General features: G+C 68.5%; 14 protein-coding genes. 5 read left to right on the top strand and 9 right to left on the bottom strand.

Going from position 1 to position 18882, the window contains the following annotated elements; translation table 11 throughout:
* Positions 1-104 precede the first annotated feature (104 nt).
* Genes CFB40_RS12920 through CFB40_RS12910 form a run of 3 tightly spaced genes read right to left on the bottom strand, consistent with a single transcriptional unit; the run spans position 105 to position 3415 of the window.
* On the bottom strand, positions 105-1316 hold the full coding sequence (locus CFB40_RS12920; RefSeq protein ID WP_089431537.1) for a benzoate/H(+) symporter BenE family transporter: 1212 nt from the start codon (positions 1314-1316) through the stop codon (positions 105-107).
* Between the two features lie 53 nt (positions 1317-1369).
* Complete coding sequence (locus CFB40_RS12915; protein WP_034190734.1) at positions 1370-2545, bottom strand: vWA domain-containing protein; 1176 nt, start codon at positions 2543-2545, stop codon at positions 1370-1372.
* Between the two features lie 27 nt (positions 2546-2572).
* The gene (locus CFB40_RS12910) at positions 2573-3415 is read right to left on the bottom strand and encodes an AAA family ATPase (RefSeq protein WP_089426034.1); all 843 of its coding nucleotides are present in this window, start codon (positions 3413-3415) and stop codon (positions 2573-2575) included.
* Between the two features lie 246 nt (positions 3416-3661).
* Here CFB40_RS12910 and CFB40_RS12905 point away from each other — a divergent pair, with 246 nt between their 5' ends.
* Together CFB40_RS12905 and CFB40_RS12900 are read left to right on the top strand one after the other, a co-directional pair.
* Positions 3662-4021, top strand: coding sequence for a c-type cytochrome (locus CFB40_RS12905; RefSeq protein ID WP_011352793.1), 360 nt, complete (start codon positions 3662-3664; stop codon positions 4019-4021).
* A 40-nt stretch (positions 4022-4061) separates the two neighbouring features.
* Positions 4062-4421 carry a c-type cytochrome gene (locus CFB40_RS12900; RefSeq protein WP_011352792.1) on the top strand — a complete coding sequence of 120 codons (360 nt, stop codon included), beginning with the start codon at positions 4062-4064 and terminating at the stop codon, positions 4419-4421.
* A 112-nt stretch (positions 4422-4533) separates the two neighbouring features.
* Here the strand turns inward: CFB40_RS12900 and CFB40_RS12895 are convergent, their stop codons facing one another.
* A complete protein-coding gene (locus tag CFB40_RS12895; RefSeq protein WP_089426033.1) occupies positions 4534-4968 on the bottom strand; it encodes a DUF1841 family protein in 435 nt (144 codons plus the stop codon).
* A 260-nt stretch (positions 4969-5228) separates the two neighbouring features.
* On the opposite strand from CFB40_RS12895, the gene CFB40_RS12890 reads away from it, so the two are divergent.
* Positions 5229-6158 (top strand): DMT family transporter, encoded by a 930-nt coding sequence (locus tag CFB40_RS12890; protein WP_089426032.1) that lies wholly within the window; start codon positions 5229-5231, stop codon positions 6156-6158.
* Between the two features lie 164 nt (positions 6159-6322).
* Here CFB40_RS12890 and nth read toward each other — a convergent pair whose 3' ends face one another.
* Together nth and rsxB are read right to left on the bottom strand one after the other, a co-directional pair.
* Positions 6323-6967 carry an endonuclease III gene (gene nth, locus CFB40_RS12885; RefSeq protein ID WP_089426031.1) on the bottom strand — a complete coding sequence of 215 codons (645 nt, stop codon included), beginning with the start codon at positions 6965-6967 and terminating at the stop codon, positions 6323-6325.
* A complete protein-coding gene (rsxB, locus tag CFB40_RS12880) occupies positions 6964-7965 on the bottom strand; it encodes an electron transport complex subunit RsxB (RefSeq protein ID WP_089426030.1) in 1002 nt (333 codons plus the stop codon). Before rsxB ends, nth begins: the two co-directional genes overlap by 4 nt.
* Positions 7966-8121: 156 nt before the next feature.
* Between rsxB and CFB40_RS12875 the strand changes: the two genes are divergently transcribed.
* On the top strand, positions 8122-8754 hold the full coding sequence (locus tag CFB40_RS12875) for a TetR family transcriptional regulator (protein WP_039370405.1): 633 nt from the start codon (positions 8122-8124) through the stop codon (positions 8752-8754).
* Between the two features lie 71 nt (positions 8755-8825).
* Here CFB40_RS12875 and CFB40_RS12870 read toward each other — a convergent pair whose 3' ends face one another.
* Both CFB40_RS12870 and CFB40_RS12860 read right to left on the bottom strand, forming a co-directional pair.
* Positions 8826-10301 (bottom strand): polyhydroxyalkanoate depolymerase, encoded by a 1476-nt coding sequence (locus CFB40_RS12870; protein ID WP_089426029.1) that lies wholly within the window; start codon positions 10299-10301, stop codon positions 8826-8828.
* A 212-nt stretch (positions 10302-10513) separates the two neighbouring features.
* Positions 10514-12343: a glycoside hydrolase family 15 protein gene (locus tag CFB40_RS12860; RefSeq protein ID WP_089426027.1), complete on the bottom strand. Its 1830-nt coding sequence runs from the start codon at positions 12341-12343 to the stop codon at positions 10514-10516.
* 166 nt (positions 12344-12509) lie between these two features.
* Between CFB40_RS12860 and CFB40_RS12850 the strand changes: the two genes are divergently transcribed.
* Positions 12510-13754 carry a lactonase family protein gene (locus CFB40_RS12850; protein ID WP_089431535.1) on the top strand — a complete coding sequence of 415 codons (1245 nt, stop codon included), beginning with the start codon at positions 12510-12512 and terminating at the stop codon, positions 13752-13754.
* A 100-nt stretch (positions 13755-13854) separates the two neighbouring features.
* Here the strand turns inward: CFB40_RS12850 and CFB40_RS12845 are convergent, their stop codons facing one another.
* Positions 13855-18762, bottom strand: coding sequence for a DNA translocase FtsK (locus tag CFB40_RS12845; RefSeq protein ID WP_089431533.1), 4908 nt, complete (start codon positions 18760-18762; stop codon positions 13855-13857).
* Positions 18763-18882: the final 120 nt, after the last annotated feature.

The raw sequence follows: 18882 nt of genomic DNA, 5'->3' as shown, positions 1-18882 counted from the left end.
CGAGGCGGCGCCGGGCACCGCCTCCGATCCGCTATTCTAGGCCCGATTCGTGTCGGGCACGTTCTGGCGTGTCCGATGGCCGCGGCGGCGGGCGCCGTGCAGCGTCACGCGGGGCGGCGCGCGTTCAGGATCACCTGCGTGACGACGCCCGCGACGAGCCCCCAGAATGCCGAGCCGATCGACAGCAGCGTGAGGCCCGACGCGGTGACCATGAACGTGACGAGCGCGGCTTCGCGCTGCTTCACGTCCTGCATCGCGTTCGCGAGGCCGCTCATGATCGAGCCGAACAGCGCGAGCGCGGCGACCGACACGACGAGCGCCTTCGGCAGCGCCGCGAACAGCGCGGCGATCGTCGCGCCGAAGATTCCCGCGACCAGGTAGAACGTGCCGCACCACACGGCGGCCGTGTAGCGTTTCGCGTGATCCTCGTGCGCTTCCGGGCCGGTGCAGATCGCGGCCGTGATCGCCGCGAGGTTGACGCCGTGCGAGCCGAACGGCGCGAGCAGCAGCGACGCGAGGCCGGTGGTCGCGATCAGCGGCGACGACGGAGCCTGATAACCGTCCGCGCGCAGCACCGCGATGCCCGGCACGTTCTGCGACGCCATCGCGACGACGAACAGCGGGATGCCGATGCTGACGATCGACGCGATCGAGAACGCGGGCATCGTGAACACGGGCTTCGCGAACGCGATGTGAAAGCCGCTGAAGTCGAGCAGGCCGAGACCACCGGCGACTGCCGTGCCGACGATCAGCGTCGTGACGATCGCGTAGCGCGGCGCGAGCCGCTTGATGATCAGGTAGGTGAAGAACATCGCGAGCACGAGCGCCGTCTGGAACTGCGCGGCACGGAAGATCTCGATGCCGATCTCGAACAGGATGCCCGCGAGCAGCGCGGCTGCGATGCCGGCCGGAATCTTGCGCATCAGCGTGTCGAACAGCCCGCTCACGCCGACGGCCGTCAGCAGCACCGCGCAGACGACGAATGCGCCGATCGCCTCGGGGTAGGGCACGCCGGGCAGCGACGCGATCAGCAGCGCGGCGCCGGGCGTCGACCACGCGACGACGACGGGCGCACGAAAGCGCAGCGACAGGCCGATCGTCGTCAACGCCATGCCGATCGACAGCGCCCAGATCCACGACGAGATCTGCGCATCGGTGAGGTGGGCGGCGCGGCCGGCCTGAAACATCAGCACGAGCGAGCTCGTATAGCCCGTCATCATCGCGACGAAGCCGGCGACGAGGGCCGAGACGGACGTATCGGCGAAAAAGCGGCGGCCGCCGGCGCGGCTGGCGCTCGCGGTGGGCGAGGGGTTCATGCTATCTCCGGGGGAGGCCGCTCGGACGCGGCCTTCGTGCTTGGTGGGTGTCGTTACTTGCTGAGTGCGCGCATCGCGGTTTCGAGGCCCGCGAGCGTGAGCGGATACATGCGATGGCCGAGCAGGTCGCGGATCACCGCGACCGACTGCCGGTATTCCCATAGCCGTTCGGGCTCGGGGTTCAGCCATGCATGATGGGGGAACTGGTCGGCGAGGCGGCGCAGCCATACGGCGCCGGCTTCCGGGTTGTTGTACTCGACCGAGCCGCCGGGCTGCAGCACTTCGTACGGGCTCATCGTTGCATCGCCGACGAAGATCAGCTTGTAGTCGGGCGTGAACTTGTGCAGCACGTCCCACGTCGCGGTGCGTTCCGAGTGGCGGCGGCGGTTGTTCTTCCACAGGTGGTCGTACACGCAGTTGTGGAAGTAGAAGAACTCCAGGTGCTTGAATTCGGCCTTCGCGGCGGAGAACAGCTCTTCGGTGCGCTTGATGTGATCATCCATCGAGCCGCCGACGTCGAGCAGCATCAGCACCTTCACGTTGTTGTGGCGCTCGGGCACCATCCGCAGGTCGAGCCAGCCCGCGTTCGCGGCGGTGCTGCGGATCGTGCCGGGCAGGTCGAGCTCCTCGGCGGCGCCTTCGCGCGCGAAGCGGCGCAGCCGCCGCAGCGCGACCTTGATGTTGCGCGTGCCGATCTCGACGGAATCGTCGTAGTCGCGATACGCGCGCGCCTCCCACACCTTCACCGCGGTGCGGTTGCCGTTCGACGGGCCGCCGATGCGCACGCCTTCCGGGTTGTAGCCACCGTGCCCGAACGGCGACGTGCCGCCGGTGCCGATCCACTTGTTGCCGCCCTCGTGGCGTTCCTTCTGCTCGTCGAGCAGTGCCTTCAGGCGCTCCATCAGCTTGTCGAGCCCGCCCATCGCCTCGATCTGCGCCTTTTCCTCGGGCGACAGCTCGCGCTCGAGGCGCTTTTCGAGCCAGTCGAGCGGAATGTCGAATGCTTCGGACGGCAGGGCCGACACGCCGTGGAAGTACGCGCCGAACGCCTGGTCGAACTTGTCGAAGTACTGCTCGTCCTTGACGAGCGTCATCCGCGCGAGGAAGTAGAACGCGTCGATCGACGGCGAGATCAGCCCGGCCTTCAGCGATTCGAGCAGCGTCAGGTATTCCTTCACCGAGACGGGCAGCTTGGCTGCGCGCAGCGCGTAGAAGAAATTGAGCAGCATGGCCGGGCCTTCGCGGGTGAGAGAGGATTACCGGTTGTGCCGGTTCATGTAGACGAGCCGTTCGAGCAGGCTCAGGTCCTGCTCGTTCTTCAGCAGCGCGCCCGCGAGCGGCGGCACGATCTGCTTCGCATCCACGCCGCGCAACTGGTCGGCCGGGATGTTCTCGGCGAGCAGCAGCTTCAGCCAGTCGAGCAGCTCGGACGTCGACGGCTTCTTCTTCAGGCCCGACACGCCGCGCAATTCGAAGAAACTCTCGAGCGCCGCGCGCAGCAGCTCCTCGCGGATGTCCGGGAAATGGACCGCGACGATCTTCTGCATCGTCGCCGGGTCGGGAAACTGGATGTAGTGGAAGAAGCAGCGGCGCAGGAACGCGTCGGGCAGCTCCTTCTCGTTGTTCGACGTGATGATGACGAGCGGGCGGTGCTTCGCGCGGACCGTTTCCCGTGTTTCGTACACATGGAACTCCATCCGGTCGAGCTCGCGCAGCAGGTCGTTCGGGAATTCGATGTCGGCCTTGTCGATCTCGTCGATCAGCAGCACGCTCGGATGCTCGGCATCGAACGCCTGCCACAGCACGCCCTTGACGATGTAGTTCGAGATGTCCTTCACGCGCGCGTCGCCGAGCTGCGAATCGCGCAGCCGCGATACGGCGTCGTATTCGTACAGGCCCTGCTGCGCCTTCGTGGTCGACTTGATGTGCCACTGCAGCAGCGGCATGTCGAGCGCGGCGGCCACTTCCTCGGCGAGCATGGTCTTGCCGGTGCCGGGCTCGCCCTTGATCAGCAGCGGGCGTTGCAGCGTCAGCGCGGCATTGACCGCGAGCTTCAGATCGTCGGTGGCGACGTAGTGCGAGGACCCTTCGAAACGCATGGCGGCGCTCTTCTCAATCGGGGGAAAAAACCCAGTATAAGTCAGAAGGGCTGTCCGGTTGGGCCACGCCCGCGTATCGTTGCGGGGCTGTGGCGGGGCGAACCGGGGTGCCTTGTGGACGCGTTCCCCGCCGACGCGGTACAATCTGGCCGTTTTTTTTGGCCTGCGTGGCGACCTGATAAGCATAACGGCGCGGGCCGTTGCCGCTTCGGCGCCAGTTTCCCCTCAAGCTAGGTTACAAGAGCTATGAACAAATTCGTCGGCAAACACGTCGTTGTCGCAGCGCTCGTGGCGCTCGCGGGCAGCGCGCAGGCGGCCGGTGTGGTCGGCAACCCGAAGGACGGGGCGAGCAAGGCCGCCATGTGCATCGGTTGCCACGGCATCCAGGACTACCGCGCGGCGTACCCGGAGGTCTACCGGGTGCCTGTCCTCGGCGGCCAGAACCAGCAATACCTCGAGAACGCGCTGAAGGCCTATCGCAAGAAGGATCGTCACTTCCCGTCGATGAATGCGATCGCCGGTTCGCTGACGGACCAGGACATCGCGGATCTGGCGGCGTACTACGCCGTCCAGAAGGCCGACACGAAGGACAATCCCTACAAGTAAAGCGCGCGCCGCCGATCTGACCGGCGGGACAGGAGCATTCATGAACAACGCATTCAAGACGGCGGCGGTTGCACTGGCGGCCGGCCTCGCGATCGGTACCGCGCACGCGGCGGACACCACGAAGGGCAAGGAACTGGTCGAATCGCACAACTGCGCCGCCTGCCACGGCGCGCAGATGAACAAGCCGATCAACGCCGAATATCCGCGCCTCGCCGGCCAGCACGCCGACTACCTCGTGTGGGCGATGCGCCAGTACCAGATGGGCCTCACGAATCCGCTGCTCGGTCGCAACAACGCGATCATGCAGGCGCAGGTGCAGAGCCTGTCGGTCAGCGACATGAAGGACATCGCGGCCTACATCGAGTCGCTGAAAGAAACCGATCTCGTGTTCAAGAAGTAAGCGCGACGGGCCCGACGGGCTCGCGCAGCAAAAATACCCCGCCTCGGCGGGGTATTTTTTTGTCCGCGCGCCGCGCGCCGCGCGCCGCGCCCGTGGGCCGGCGCCGCGGCGCTCAGTCGCGCGAGGCGCGACGCAAGATGCGCTGCAGGTACGCGTCGGTATCGGGCGGTGTGCTCGTGCGCTGGGCTTCCCAGATCGTCTCGCCGAGGCATTCCATGATCACGTGCTGCGCGTCGTGGGTCGAGTCGAGCTTGGCCGCGAGCTTGTCGTGTGCAGCGCGGATGCCGGGCGGCTGGTCGATCGACAGTTGCTCGCTGATCGCGAGATGCATCGACAGGTGCAGGAACGGGTTCGTGCGGCCTTCCTCGGGCGTGTACTCGCGCGCGTTCGCGCCATCGGCATCGGCGAGTTCGTCGTGGTATTCGGGATGCTCGACGATCCAGTCGGCTGCCATCGCTTCCAGCGGCGTCAGGATCTCGCCGGCGCGCTGCTTGCGCCAGGTCTCGGTGAAAAAGCGACGCACTTCGTCGCGGCTTGGATTGAACATGGTGGGGAAACGTCGTGATTCGGACGGCGTGGTGCCGCGTCGCGCATTGTACGCCGGGTCGGCGGACGGCGCTGGCGGCGGGCGGGAGCGGGTTGTGCGGCGGCCCGCCGGGCGAGCAGGTGCGTAGCCGCGCGGCGCCGGCGGGTTGCCGGCACCCTGAGCCGGCGCCGGGGAACGGGTAAGCGCGGGCTAGGCTCGCCGCCGCCGCGCCGTTACACTCCGACGATTTCCGGCGCCACGCCGATCGTCCTCGTTCCATCATGACCGCTACCGCCCGCCCGTCGTCCGCCGCCCTGCAGGGCACGCTCTACGTCGCGCTGTCCGCCGCCGCATTCGGCGCGATGGCGATCTTCGGCCGCTACGCGTATGCGGCCGGCGTCGACGTGCTCGGGCTGCTGATCGTGCGCTTCGCGATCGGCGGCGCGGTGCTCGCCGCGATCGCACGGCATCGCCGTGTCGCGTGGCCGCGCGGGCGTGCGCTCGCGCCGCTCGTGGCGATGGGCGCGCTCGGCTATGTCGGGCAGTCGTTCTGCTATTTCAGCGCGCTGCAGCACGCACAGGCGAGCCTCGTCGCGCTGCTGCTGTACCTGTATCCGGCGTTCGTCACGCTGCTGGCCGCGTGGTGGCTCGGCGAGCGCCTCACGCGCGCGAAGGCCGTCGCGCTCGTGCTGTGCGTCGCGGGTTCGGCGCTGATGGTCGGCGGCGGGCATGGCGAGCCGCTCGGGATCGCGCTCGCGCTGGCCGCCGCGGTGATCTATTCGCTGTACATCGTCGGCGGCACGAAGGCGACGCGCGGCGTCGATCCGCTCGCGACCACCGCGATCATCTGCCTGTCGGCCACCGCGACGCTCGTGGCGATCGCCGTCGTGCGGAGCGCCGCGTTCGGCGCGCCGCCGCGCTGGCCCGCGACGGCCGGCGGCTGGGCGTCGATGCTCGCGATCGCGCTCGTGTCGACGGTGGCGGCGATGCTCGCGTTCTTTGCCGGGCTCGAACGGCTCGGGGCCGCGCGCACGTCGATGCTGTCGACGCTCGAACCGGTCGTGACGGTCGCGCTTGCGGCGCTGCTGTTCGGCGAAGCGCTGTCGCCGCTGCAGTGGGCGGGTGGCGTCGCGATTCTGGCTGCCGTGCTGGCGCTGGTGCGCGCGGGCGGTGCGGCGGCAGACGACGCGACGGCGACGTCCAACGCGTAAGTCGGGAAGGGGGGAGGGGGGAAGCGGGGCGGCAGCGCGGGTGGCGACGCGCTATCGTGGTGGCGGCTGCGGTATGCCGGCCGGCCAACGGCCGACGCGGCGTGCATCGTGCGCCTGGCTGTCTGGCGCCGGGCGGCCTGCGGCATGTCAATCTCGGTGGCGCATCACTCGTTCGGCGGCGGCGTCTTCGGCCGGAATTCGCACAGCGGCTCGATCGCGCAATGCCAGCACTCGGGCTTGCGGGCCTTGCACACGTAGCGCCCGTGCAGGATCAGCCAGTGATGCGCGTCCTGCAGGAATTCCTTCGGCGTGAACTTCTCGAGCGCGGCCTCGACGGCGCGCACGTCCTTGCCCGGCGCGAGCCCGGTGCGGTTCGCGACGCGGAAGATATGCGTGTCGACCGCGATCGTCGGCTGGCCGAACGCGGTGTTCAGCACGACGTTCGCGGTCTTGCGGCCGACGCCCGGCAGCCCTTCGAGCGCTTCGCGATCGGCCGGCACCTCGCCGTCGTAGCGGTCCAGCAGGATCCGGCACGTCGCGACCACGTTCTTCGCCTTGGTCCGGTACAGGCCGATCGTCTTGATGTACTCGGTGACGCCTTCTTCGCCGAGTGCGACGATTTGTCGCGGGGTGTTCGCGACCGGAAACATCTTCCGCATCGCCTTGTTGACCGATACGTCGGTCGCCTGCGCGGACAGCATCACGGCGATCAGCAGCTCGAACGGCGTCGAGTATTCGAGCTCGGTGGTCGGATGCGGATTGAGGTCCTGCAGCGTTTCGTAGATCGCGCGTCGTTTGCTGGCGTTCATGGAGCGTTCGGGTCGGGCGGTGCGGACGGGCCATCCGGGCCGTCGTTGCCTGCGTCGTTCTTTTCGTCGTTGCCGCTCGCGGCGGCCGCCTCGGCGTCGCGTTGGGCCTGCTGTTCGGCGAGCCGCTTGCGGCGCGCCTCGGCCGCGTCGATCTGCGCCTGGACGGCCGCGCTCACGCCTTCGGTGTTCTTCGGCCCGGCGTCTTGCCCGGACAGCTCTTCCTTCTTCTTGCGCGCCCGTTCGAGCGCGGCGGCGATGATCGCGCGCTTCTTCGCTTCGGCGTCGTCCGCGGGTGCGGCGGCCGGCGCGGCGGACGGCGTTTCCGCTTGTCCCGCAGCCGGTTTTGCGGCACTCGCCGCGCGGCGTGCGGCCGCGCGCGCTTCGGCGGCTTCGCGTTCGCGGCGCTGGCGCGCGAGCCGCAGGTCGTGGTGCTCGCGTGCGGCGTCGGCCTGCTCCTGCGACCACGCATCCCAGCCGGTGCGTTCGCCGGTCACCGGCAGCATCGCGATGCAGTCGACCGGGCAGGGCGGCACGCACAGATCGCAACCGGTGCACTGCGACTCGATGATCGTGTGCATCTGCTTCGGCGCGCCGACGATCGCGTCGACCGGGCACGCCTGCATGCACAGCGTGCAGCCGATGCACAGGCTTTCGTCGATGAAGGCGACCGCCCGCGGATGCTCGGTGCCGTTGACGGGGTTCAGCGGAATCACCGGTTTGCCGAGCAGGCTCGACAGGCGCGCGATGCCCTCGGCGCCGCCGGGCGGGCACTGGTTGTAGTTCGCCTCGCCGGCGGCGATCGCCTCGGCGTACGGACGGCAGCCGTTATAGCCGCACTTCGTGCATTGCGTCTGGGGAAGCAGATCTTCGATGCGATCTGCGAGTGTTTTGGAATCGGTCACGGTGACAACGGGCGCAGCGGCGCCGAATGGCTCTCGGCCGCGTCGGGCGCGGCCGGAAAGGTTTGCCAAAGCTCGATTATCGCCGATTTCCCGCATTGCGCTGGACGCCGTCTGTGCGCATAATCGAACCGCTTTTTTGCAGGGGCTCAGCAGGAGGGCGGCCGCTCGCGGCGCGCCCGTTCCAGGGCGGCCGGCGCCAAGGCGGTGGGGGTGCCGGTCCGGATCAAGCGGCTCACATAGCAAAACGCCACCATGAATCAGCCAAAAATCAAAAGAGATCCTGAAGGTACGCGCCGCCGCATCCTGATGGCGGCAGCCGAAGAGTTCGCGAGTGGAGGGCTGTTCGGCGCGCGCGTCGACCAGATCGCGCGCAGGGCCGAAACCAACGAGCGCATGCTCTACTACTATTTCGGCAGCAAGGAACAGCTGTTCACGGCGGTGCTCGAACACGCGTTCTCCGCGCTGACCGAGGCCGAGCGCGAGCTCGATCTCGACGGCGTCGCGCCGGTCGAAGCCGTCACGCGGCTCGCGCATTTCGTTTGGGACTACTACCGCGACCATCCGGAACTGCTCAGGCTCATCAACAACGAGAACCTGCACGAAGCGCGCTACCTGCACAAGTCGACGCGGATCCGCGAGATGATGTCGCCGATCGTCGCGAAGCTCGGCAACGTGCTGACGCGCGGCCAGAAGGCCGGGCTGTTCCGCACCGACGTCGATCCGCTGCGCTTCTACGTGACGCTGTCGGGGCTCGGCTACTACATCGTGTCGAACCGCTTCACGCTCGCCGCGACGCTCGGCCGCGACTTCACCGACGCCGACGAGCGCGCGGAGATGGTCAGGATGAACACCGAAGTGCTGCTCGCCTATCTGCTGCGGCGCTGAAGTGGCCGCCCGATGTAAAAACGCCGCCGTGCGCAGGCAACGGCGGCGTTTTTTCGTCGGGACGCGATGCGTCAGGCGGCCTTGCGCGTGCGCACGGCTTTTGCGCGCGGGCTGACGGCGGCGGCGCGTTTCGCGGCCGGTGCGGCCTTGGCGGGGGCGGCGGCCTTCGCCGGCGCCTTCGCGCGCGTGCGCTTCGCCGTGGTGGCGCGCGTCGTTTCGGCCGGTGCGTCGGCGGCCGGCACGGCGGCGAGCGTCTTGGCGGCCGGCGTTTCCGGGACATCCTTCGTCGCACCGTGCTTCGGCTCCGGTGCATGCTCGCGGATGAAATCGCGCAGCTGCGGATAGATGATCGTGCGCCAGCGACGGCCCGAGAAAATCCCGTAGTGACCGCACTTCTCGGCGGTCAGGCTGCGGCGCTGGTCCTGCGGGATGCCCGTGCACAGCTCGTGCGCGACGTGCGTCTGGCCGCTGCCCGAGATGTCGTCGAGTTCGCCCTCGATCGTCATCAGCGCGGTGTGCCGGATGTCCTGCGGACGCACGCGCTCGCCTTCGACATCCCACGTGCCTTCGGCCAGGCGGAATTCCTGGAACACGACGCGGATCGTCTCGAGGTAATACTCGGCGGCCATGTCGAGCACCGCGTTGTATTCGTCATAGAAGCGGCGGTGCGCTTCGGCGTCGTCCTCGTCGCCGCGCAGCAGGCTCTGGTAGAAATCCCAGTGCGATTGCGCGTGCCGCTCCGGGTTCATTGCGACGAAGCCCGTGTGCTGCAGGAAGCCCGGATACACCTGGCGGCCTTCGCCCGGATAGTTCGCCGGCACCGTGTGGATCACGTTGTTCTCGAACCACGCGGTCGAGTGCTGCGTGGCGAGCGAATTCACCGACGTCGGGCTGCGGCGCGCATCGATCGGGCCGCCCATCATCGTCATCGTGAGCGGCGTGTCCTCGCCGCGGCTCGCCATCAGCGAGATCGCCGCGAGCACCGGCACCGTCGGCTGGCACACCGAGATCACGTGCAGGTTGCGCGCGCCGATATGACGGATGAACTCCTGGATGTACGCGATGTAGTCGTGCAGGTGGAACGGGCCGGTCTCGATCGGCACCATCCGTGCGTCGATCCAGTCGGTGATGTAGACCTTGTGATCCTGCAGCAGCGTGCGCACGGTGTCGCGCAGCAGTGTCGAGTGGTGGCCCGACAGCGGCGCGCAGACCAGCACGACCGGTTCGTCCTTCAGTTGCGTGACGGCGTCGGCGTCGTCCGAATAGCGCTTGAAGCGCAGCAGCCGGCAGAACGGCTTCTCGACGATCGTCTGCTCGACGATCGGGATGTTGTGGCCGTCCTTGACGATCTGATGAATGTTGAATTCGGGCTTCTCGTAATCCTTGCCGAGCCGGTACATCAGCTCGTACGCGGCGGCCATCCGCGTCGCGCCCGGCATCAGCGAGAACGGGCTGGACGGATTGGCGAACGATTTGGACGCGGCCTGGGCCCAGGCCGTCAGCGGGCTCAGCATGGCGCGCTGGAATTCGTGCAGTTGGTAAAGCATGCAGACTACTCCCGCGTGGGGGACGGAGCGCAAGGGCGGCGTGGGGCGTCGCGGCGTGCCGTGTGGGTCAGCGACCGGCCATGTTGCATTGCAGCCGGACAATCGCGTCGATCATATCGGACAACGATGGGTGGTGCAATGCAACATTTCCCCGATTTTTCATCAAAGTTTTGCGATTTGACGTTATCTGACCAAGCCGCTCGCGCCCCCGTTCAACGCCCCGTCGCGACGGCCGGCGCGGGCTGGCCGGCTGCGCGCGCCATTGCGTCCTCGTGGTGCATCAGGTTCATCGCGGTATGCACGAGCGCCACGTGCGAGAACGCCTGCGGGAAGTTGCCGACGAGCCGCCCGGCCACCGGGTCGTACTCCTCCGCGAGCAGCCCGAGGTCGTTCGACAGCGCAAGCAGCCGGCTGAACAGGCGGTGCGCGTCGTCGATCCGGCCCAGCAGCGCATAGTTGTCGACCAGCCAGAAGCTGCATGCGAGAAACGTGCCTTCGCCGGGCGGCAGGCCGTCGTCGTACTCGGTCGTGCGGTAGCGCATCACGAGGCCGTCGTGCAGCAATTCCCGCTCGATCGCCTCGACCGTGCCGACGATGCGCGGATCTTCCGGCGGCAGGAAGCCGAGCAGCGGCATCAGCAGCACGCTGGCGTCGAGCTCGTCGCTGCCGTAGCTCTGCGCAAACGCCCGTTTGCTTTCGTGCCACGCGTTGGCGCACACGTCGGCATGGATCTGGTCGCGCAGCGCACGCCAGCGGTCGAGCGAGCCGGGCAGCCGGAACATCTCCGCCGACTTGATCGCGCGGTCGAACGCGACCCACGCCATCACCTTCGAGAACGTGAAATGGCGGCGGCCGCCGCGCGTTTCCCAGATGCCTTCGTCGGGCTCCTGCCAGATCTTCTCGAGATGGTCGAGCAGCGCGCACTGCACGGACCAGACCGTGTCGTCGGCCTGCAGGCCACCCACCCGTGCGAGGTGCAGCGCGGCCATCACCTCGCCGAACACGTCGAGCTGGAGCTGGTTCGCGGCGCCGTTGCCGATGCGCACCGGCTTCGAGTCCTGGTAGCCGGGTAGCCAGTCGAGCTCCATTTCCGGCAGCCGGCGTTCGCCGGCGATCCCGTACATGATCTGGATCTGCTCGGGCGAGCCGGCCATCACGCGGCCGAGCCACGTGCGCCACGCGCGCGCCTCGTCGTAGTAGCCGCCGCGCATCAGCGCGAGCAGCGTGATCGTCGCGTCGCGCAGCCAGCAGTAGCGGTAGTCCCAGTTGCGGTTGCCGCCGATCTTCTCGGGCAGCGACGTGGTCGGCGCCGCGACGATGCCGCCGGTCGGCTCGTACGCGAGCGCCTTCAGCGTGATCAGCGAGCGGCGCACGGCGGCCGCGTAGCGGCCCTGTACCTGGCAGCGGCCCGACCATTCGAGCCAGTAGTTCTCGGTGCGCGCGAGCATCGACAGCGGATCGCGCGCGGGCGGCAGCCGCAGGTGCGACGCCGCATAGCTGAGCGAGAACGGCACGCGCTCGTCGGCGCTCACCGTGAATTCCGCGAGCGTGTGGAGATTCTTGCCGGTGAGCGGCACCGGCGTGCGCAGCACGACGGTGTCGGGGCCCGCGATCGCCTTCATGCCGTCCTCGCGGGTCAGTTGCGTGACCCACGGGATCGAGAAGCCGTAGTCGAAGCGCAACACCAGTTCCATGCGCATCTTCATCGTGCCGTGGCGGCCGACGACGATCCGCACCAGTTCGGACCAGCCGTTGCCGGGCGGCATGAAGTCGACCACGGTGACGGCGCCGTCGGCGCTTTCGTAGTCGGTTTCGAGAATCAGCGTGTCGCCGCGATAGCGGCGCGTCGTGTGCGTGATCGCGGCGTCGGCGGCCGGCGCGAGCAGCCAGCGGCCGTGCTCGGGGGTGCCGAGAAGCGCCGCGAAGCAGGCGCCCGAATCGAAGCGGGGCCAGCACAGCCAGTCGACGGAGCCGTCTTTAGCGATCAGCGCGGCGGTGTGGCCGTCGCCGACGAGGGCGTAGTCTTCGATCAGGGCAGGCATGGGCAGGCGATCCTTGGGTATTCGAGTTCACAATGCGGACGGCGGCGGCCGAGGCTTCACGCGCCGGCACCGCGCCCCGTATACTCGGCCGGGCGGCGGAGCGCATGAACGGCCGGCGTTTCGTCCTATCTCAACACTTGAAGCGACTCGACGCAAGGAGGATTCAATGCCCAACCGTTTACGCGAGCGTGACGCACGCGCTTCGACACGAGGGTTCCCGCTTAGGCTCGCTCACTGGATGAAAGGTTTCGCGATCGTGCTTTCCCTTTCCGCGACCCACGCATTCGCGCAGCAATCGCCCGCCCCGGCCGACGGCGTCTACAACCTGCTCGTCGGCACCTATACGGCGGGCGGCAGCGACGGCATCTATGTTTACCGCTTCGATACGAAAACCGGCAGCGTCGCACCCGTGTCGTCGGCGAAGACCGTGAATCCGTCGTACCTGTTGCCGAGCCGCGACGGTCGCACCGTTTACGCGGTCAACGAACTGCCCGGCGACGACGGGCCGGCGACCACGCGCGGCGGCATCAGCGCATTCCGCTTCGACGCGAAGACGGGCGCGCTGAGTTTCATCGACCGCGTGTCGTCGGAAGGGAACGATCCTTGCTATCTCGCGCTGTCGCCCGACGGCAAGTACCTCGTGACCGCCAACTACTCGGTCGCGAAGGATCCCGGCGGCAGCTTCGCGGTGTTTCCGCTGCGCGACGACGGCGCGGTCGGCCAGGCCGCGCTGACCGTGCACCATGAGGGCACGGGGCCGGTGAAGGGCCGCCAGGACGGCGCGCACGTGCATTCGACGGTGTTTTCGCCGGACGGCCGTTATCTGTTCGTACAGGATCTCGGTGCGGACAAGATCTACGGCTACCGCTACACGGTGGACGGCAGCCGCGGGCTGATCAGCCCGACGGACACGCGCTACACGCCGGTGAAGGCGGGCTCGGGCCCGCGCCACATGGTGTTCGGCGCCGACGGGCGGTACGCGTACGTAACGAGCGAGCTCAACGCGTCGGTCGAGGTGTTCGGCTATCACGACGGCAAGCTGACGCCGGTCGAGACCGTGTCGATGACCGCGCCGGGCTTCAAGGGCAAGGTCGGCGGCGGCGCGATCCACCTGTCGCCGGACGGCCGCTTCCTGTACGTGAGCAACCGCGGCGACGCGAACGACCTGGTGATCTACGCGGTGAACCAGGCCGACGGCCGGCTGAAGCACGTCGGCCGCCAGTCGAGCCTCGGCAAGACGCCGCGCGAGTTCCTGATCGATCCTACCGGCAAGTGGCTGATCGTCGGCAACCAGGACAGCGATACGTTCTACGTGTTCAGCCGCAATGTCGAAACGGGGCAGCTCGGCCCGAATCCGCAGAAGGTGGCGGTCGGCAAGCCGGTCGACTTCAAGCTGGTGCCGGTGCTGTAAATGAAAAAGGGCGCTGCCGATGCAGCGCCCTTCGTGTGTCGGGGCGGCCGGTTTCCCGGCGCGCCCGTATCGGCTGACGGCGGCCGACCGGCCGCCGCGCTCAGTCGGCCGCGGCCGGCACGAGCACCTCGCGGCTGCCGTTGATGCCCATCGGCGACACGAGCCCGGCCGCCTCCATCTGCTCGACGAGGCGCGCGGCGCGGTTGTAGCCGATGCGCAACTGCCGCTGCACCGACGAGATCGACGCGCGCCGCGTGCGCACGACGAACGCGACGGCTTCGTCGTACAGCGGATCGGCTTCCGCGTCCGGCGCATCGCCGAACAGGTCCTGCGTCGCGCCGTCGGCCGTCGGGCCGTCGAGGATCCCTTCCTCGTACTGCGGCTCGCCGAACTGCTTCAGGTACTCGACGACCCGGTGCACTTCTTCGTCCGCGACGAACGCGCCGTGCACGCGCTGCGGATAACCGGTGCCCGGCGGCAGGAACAGCATGTCGCCCATCCCGAGCAGCGATTCGGCACCCATCTGGTCGAGAATCGTGCGCGAGTCGATCTTCGACGACACCTGGAACGCGACGCGCGTCGGGATGTTCGCCTTGATCAGCCCCGTGATCACGTCAACGGACGGACGCTGCGTCGCGAGGATCAGGTGGATGCCGGCCGCACGCGCCTTCTGCGCGAGGCGGGCGATCAGTTCCTCGATCTTCTTGCCGGCGACCATCATCAGGTCGGCCAGCTCGTCGATCACGACGACGATCAGCGGCAGCGTCGACAGCGGCTCCGGATCCTCGGGCGTCAGCGAGAACGGGTTGCCGATCTTCTTTTCCTTCGCTTCCGCGTCGCGGATCTTCTGGTTGAAGCCCGCGAGGTTGCGCACGCCGACGGCCGACATCAGCCGGTAGCGCTTTTCCATCTCGCCGACGCACCAGTTCAGTGCGTTCGCCGCGAGCTTCATGTCGGTGACGACCGGCGCGAGCAGGTGCGGGATCCCTTCGTAGACCGACAGCTCCAGCATCTTCGGGTCGATCATGATCAGTCGCACGTCCTCGGGTGTCGCCTTGTACAGCAGCGACAGGATCATCGCGTTGATCGCGACCGACTTGCCCGAGCCGGTCGTGCCCGCGACGAGCATGTGCGGCGCTTTCGCGAGATCGGTGACGACCGGGTGGCCGGTGATGTCCTTGCCCATCGCGATCGTCAGCTGCGACGCCGAGTGCTGGTACGGGCGCGACTCGAGAATTTCCGACAGGCGGATCATCTGCCGCTTCGCGTTCGGCAGTTCGAGGCCCATGCAGGTCTTGCCGGGAATCGTCTCGACGACGCGGATCGACGTGAGGCCGAGGCCGCGCGACAGATCCTTCATCAGCCCGACGATCTGGCTGCCGCGCACGCCGAGCGCGGGTTCGATCTCGAAGCGCGTGATCACGGGGCCGGCGGACGCGCCGACCACCGTCACCGGCACCTTGAATTCCTGCAGCCGCTGTTCGATCACCTGCGCGGTTTGCGCGAGGTGTTCTTCGGTGATCGTTTCGATGTCGCCGGACGCGGACGCAGGCTCGAGCAGGTCGAGCGTCGGCAGTTCGACGCTGAACGACGCGGGTGCGTGGAATTCGAATGCGTTCGGGCGCGGCTGGCGCGCGGGGGTGTCGGGGGCGGGCGAGCCGGCTGCGGTAGGTGCGGTCGGTTCGGTTACCTGGGTGGTTGCTGCGGCCGGCGGGGCAGTGGGGGGCGCCGGTACGGTCGTGACTGCCGCCAGTGCGGACAGGCTCGCGTCGGGGATCGTTGCTGCGGGTTGCGGCGGTGCCACGGGCGATGTAGCTAACGGTGCCGCGGAGACATTCGACACGGACCAGCTTGCCGGCGACGAGGTCGCGGCGGCCGGGGGGGCGAACGTCGTGGCTTCGACGGCTGCAGGCGCGGAAGCGATCGACGGAGCCAGCGCCGCAGTGGTTGCGCCGAAGGACGTCAGCGAGCCGGCTGGCGCGACGGGCGAGCTGGCGATCGGTTGCGCGGGGGGCGCCGCGGCGGTGGTAATCGGTGCGACTGCGCCGGAGGACGTTGCCGTCGTGGCGGCAGGGGCCGGCGGCATGGGCAGGCCTGCGACCGACTGCGATGCGATTGCGCCTGAGGGGGCAAAGGTGCCGAATGTCGTACCGGTCGACGAGGCTGATGGGGTGGCCGGATGTGTCGGGGCAGGCGCGGCGGATGGAGCCGCGACCGAGCCGGACACGACATTCACGGGCGTCGTGGTAGCGATCGCCGGCGCGCTCGAACCGGATGCCGAGGCCGTCGAGCTGGCCGTCGACGGCGCCGCGGCGGGCGCAACGGGCGATGCGGGCGACGCGGGTGTTGATGCGCGGGGGAACGAACCGTAAGTCGTGTCCGCAACGGTCGATGCCGACGCGGCTGGTTGCGAAAGCGAGGTCGACGCAGTGCCGGTCACGTCGATCGGAGATGGCGACGCGACGGGTGCAGTGTTCGATGCCGAAGCGGTCGGCTGCGAAAGCGAAGCCGACGTGGCTCCGGTCACGCTGATCGGGGATGCCGGCGCGACGGGTGCAGTGTTCGCTGCCGACGCAGCTGGTTGCGAAAGCGAAGCCGGCGTGGCGCCGGTCACGCCGATCGGGGATGCCGGCGCGACGGGGGCAGTGTTCGATGTCGAAGCGGCGGGCTGCGAAAGCGGAGCCGACGCAGTGCCGGTTACGCCGATCGCAGATGCCGACGGAACGGCTGCAACGGTCGACGCAGCCGGTTGAGCCAGCGAACCGGATGCCGTGTCGGTCACACCATCCGACGAGGCAGTAACGGCGACAGGCGCAATGCCTGAGGCGGATGCAGGCGCTTGCGCGGTCGAACCGTACGCGGTGCCGACGAGCGGCGACGCAGTGCTTGCCGAAGCCTTTTGCGTGGCGGCAAACGGTTGAGCGGCAACCGGCGATTTCGGCAATTCCGCGGTGACAGGCGTATTCGTCGGGGCCGGTTGCGCCGTCGCAGGCGTCCACGTCCATGCTGTCGCCGGTGCGGTGCCTTCAGCGGTTGCCGCCAGCGGCGCTGCAGGTTCCACCGTATCCGACTTGGCAGCTTCCAGTGCGGCAATCGATGCGACCGGTGCCGCCGCCGCAAACGGCCTGGTTTCTACACTTGCGCGTGGCGTCGTTTCGGCGATCGGCGAAGAGGGGAGGGCCGTGAACGGCGTGCTGTTCCCGGCGGGTTGCACGTCGGCGTGTGCATTGGCGATGCCCGGCGGCACGCTGGCCGATGTGGTGCGATCGATTGCAGGCGCCGGATGCGCCGTGTACTTGTCGTCGGTATCGATGGATGCCGGGTTGCTCGCGGCGAGGTCGTGAACCGCCTCGTTTCCGAGCTGCGCGGAACCGGCATGGGCCGGTTCCGATCCCGTCACATCGGTCGATGACTCGGCGACCGGGTTCCAGGCGGATGCGTCGAACGCGGAAACCGGTTGGCTGGCGAGGTCCTCCCACGGCGCGAGGTCGATGGGCGCGTCGAACGTCGGCGCGGGCGAGATTCCCGATGCCGGTGCGATAGCGGCAGCGACATCGTCTGCGTGCCGGATCTCGTCATTGGCGTGATGCGGGAACGCGGCATCAGCGATGCCGGAATTCGACAACGCGTGCGGTGCGGTGGCGTCGACTGCCACGGCGCCCGCATCGGCAACCGGTGCATGGACAGCGGGCGCTGCCGGATTGAACGCGTCGAGCACGATCGGTGCGTTGTCGTCGTATGTCGGCGCCGGATCGTAGGCGAGCGGCGCACTGGCGTCATGCGCCGCGAGGCCGTGGGCCGCGGAGGTGATCCCGGTCGGCACGGCCGCTGCTGCTGGCGCTGCCACGCCGGCCGCCGTCGCGGCCACACCGGCCACGGTTGCCGCTGCCGCCGCGGTGTGCCCGGCATCGTCCTGCGCACCGCCCAGCGTCGCCCACTGCGCGGTGCTGGCTTCGATCGAGCGCAGCGTGTCGTGCACGCTCGGCGCCGGCGTGATCGGCGCGGCGGGCTTTTCCGTCCAGGCATAGAGGGGCGCTCGCGCCGGCGTTGGCTGCGCCGGGCGACGTCGTGCCGCATCCGGCGGCAGGCCGGCCGAACCGGCTGCTGCTGCGGCGGCAGGGCGTACCGGCGGGCGCTGCGGCTGCGCGGTGGCCGGCCGCGGCGTGACCGTGGTACGCGGCGGTGTCGGCTTCAACGCGGCGGTGGCGGGTCGCGCGCCAGTCGGCCGCGGGCGGACAGGTTGGAATCCGGCAGGAAGCGGGGCTGGATCGGGGCGCGGGACTTGCGAGTTCGCTGCTGCGCGCGCGAGGCTGGCGGTGCTGCCGGTCGTCGGCGGGGGCATCGCGCTGGCCGGCGTGATCGGGGCGGGCGGTGTCGGCATGCTGCGCTGGGGCGCGGCCGGCTTCAACCAGCCCGACGGCGCAACAGGTTCCACGTGCGGGCGCGCAGGCGTGCTGCTGCGCGGCTTCGGCCGCGCCTGCGGGTCGGGTTTCCACAGCGTCGGGCGCGAATACCGGCCGTTCTGGCGGGGCGCCATCGAATTGACGGTATGCGCGGTGGTCGGCTGGACGATGTCGTCGTCGCGATGCAATGCGCTGCGCGGCAGGTCGGCGATGCCGCGCGCTTCGTCGTCACCGCCGTCGCGCGCCAGCTTGACGCCGAACGACGTATCGACCCACGCGGCGAACTGCCGCCAGCCGATGCCGGTCAGCCAGGGCAGCCCGGCGAAGAACAGCACGACCATCGCGACCGGCGTGCCGATCGGGCCGAACACGTGGGCGAAGCCTGCCGAGAACGCATGGCCGAGCGCGTTCGTGTCGGGGCCCGACAGCGGGCTCGTCAGCGTGCAGCTCGCCACGAACACCGCGGCGAAGCCGAGCCACAGACGGATCGAGCCGCGGCCGGCAAGCCCGACACCGCCAGGCAGCATCGCCTGCACGAGACGCCAGAAGAGAAGGAGGAACCAGACGGCGGAGATGCCGAACCAGCCGAAGACAACCGTGTGCATGCTTTGAAACAGGAGTGGGGAGGGGCGCGCGTGGCGCGACCCGCCGAGTTTAACCGGCCGGCGAACAAGACTCTAACGCGGCGTGCATCCGATTCACGCCGCTCGACGCGTGTGGCTGGC

It is taken from the genome of Burkholderia sp. AU31652 (genome assembly GCF_002223155.1).
In the GTDB taxonomy this organism is placed as follows: domain Bacteria; phylum Pseudomonadota; class Gammaproteobacteria; order Burkholderiales; family Burkholderiaceae; genus Burkholderia.
This window is presented reverse-complemented; position numbering and strand designations above follow the sequence as displayed.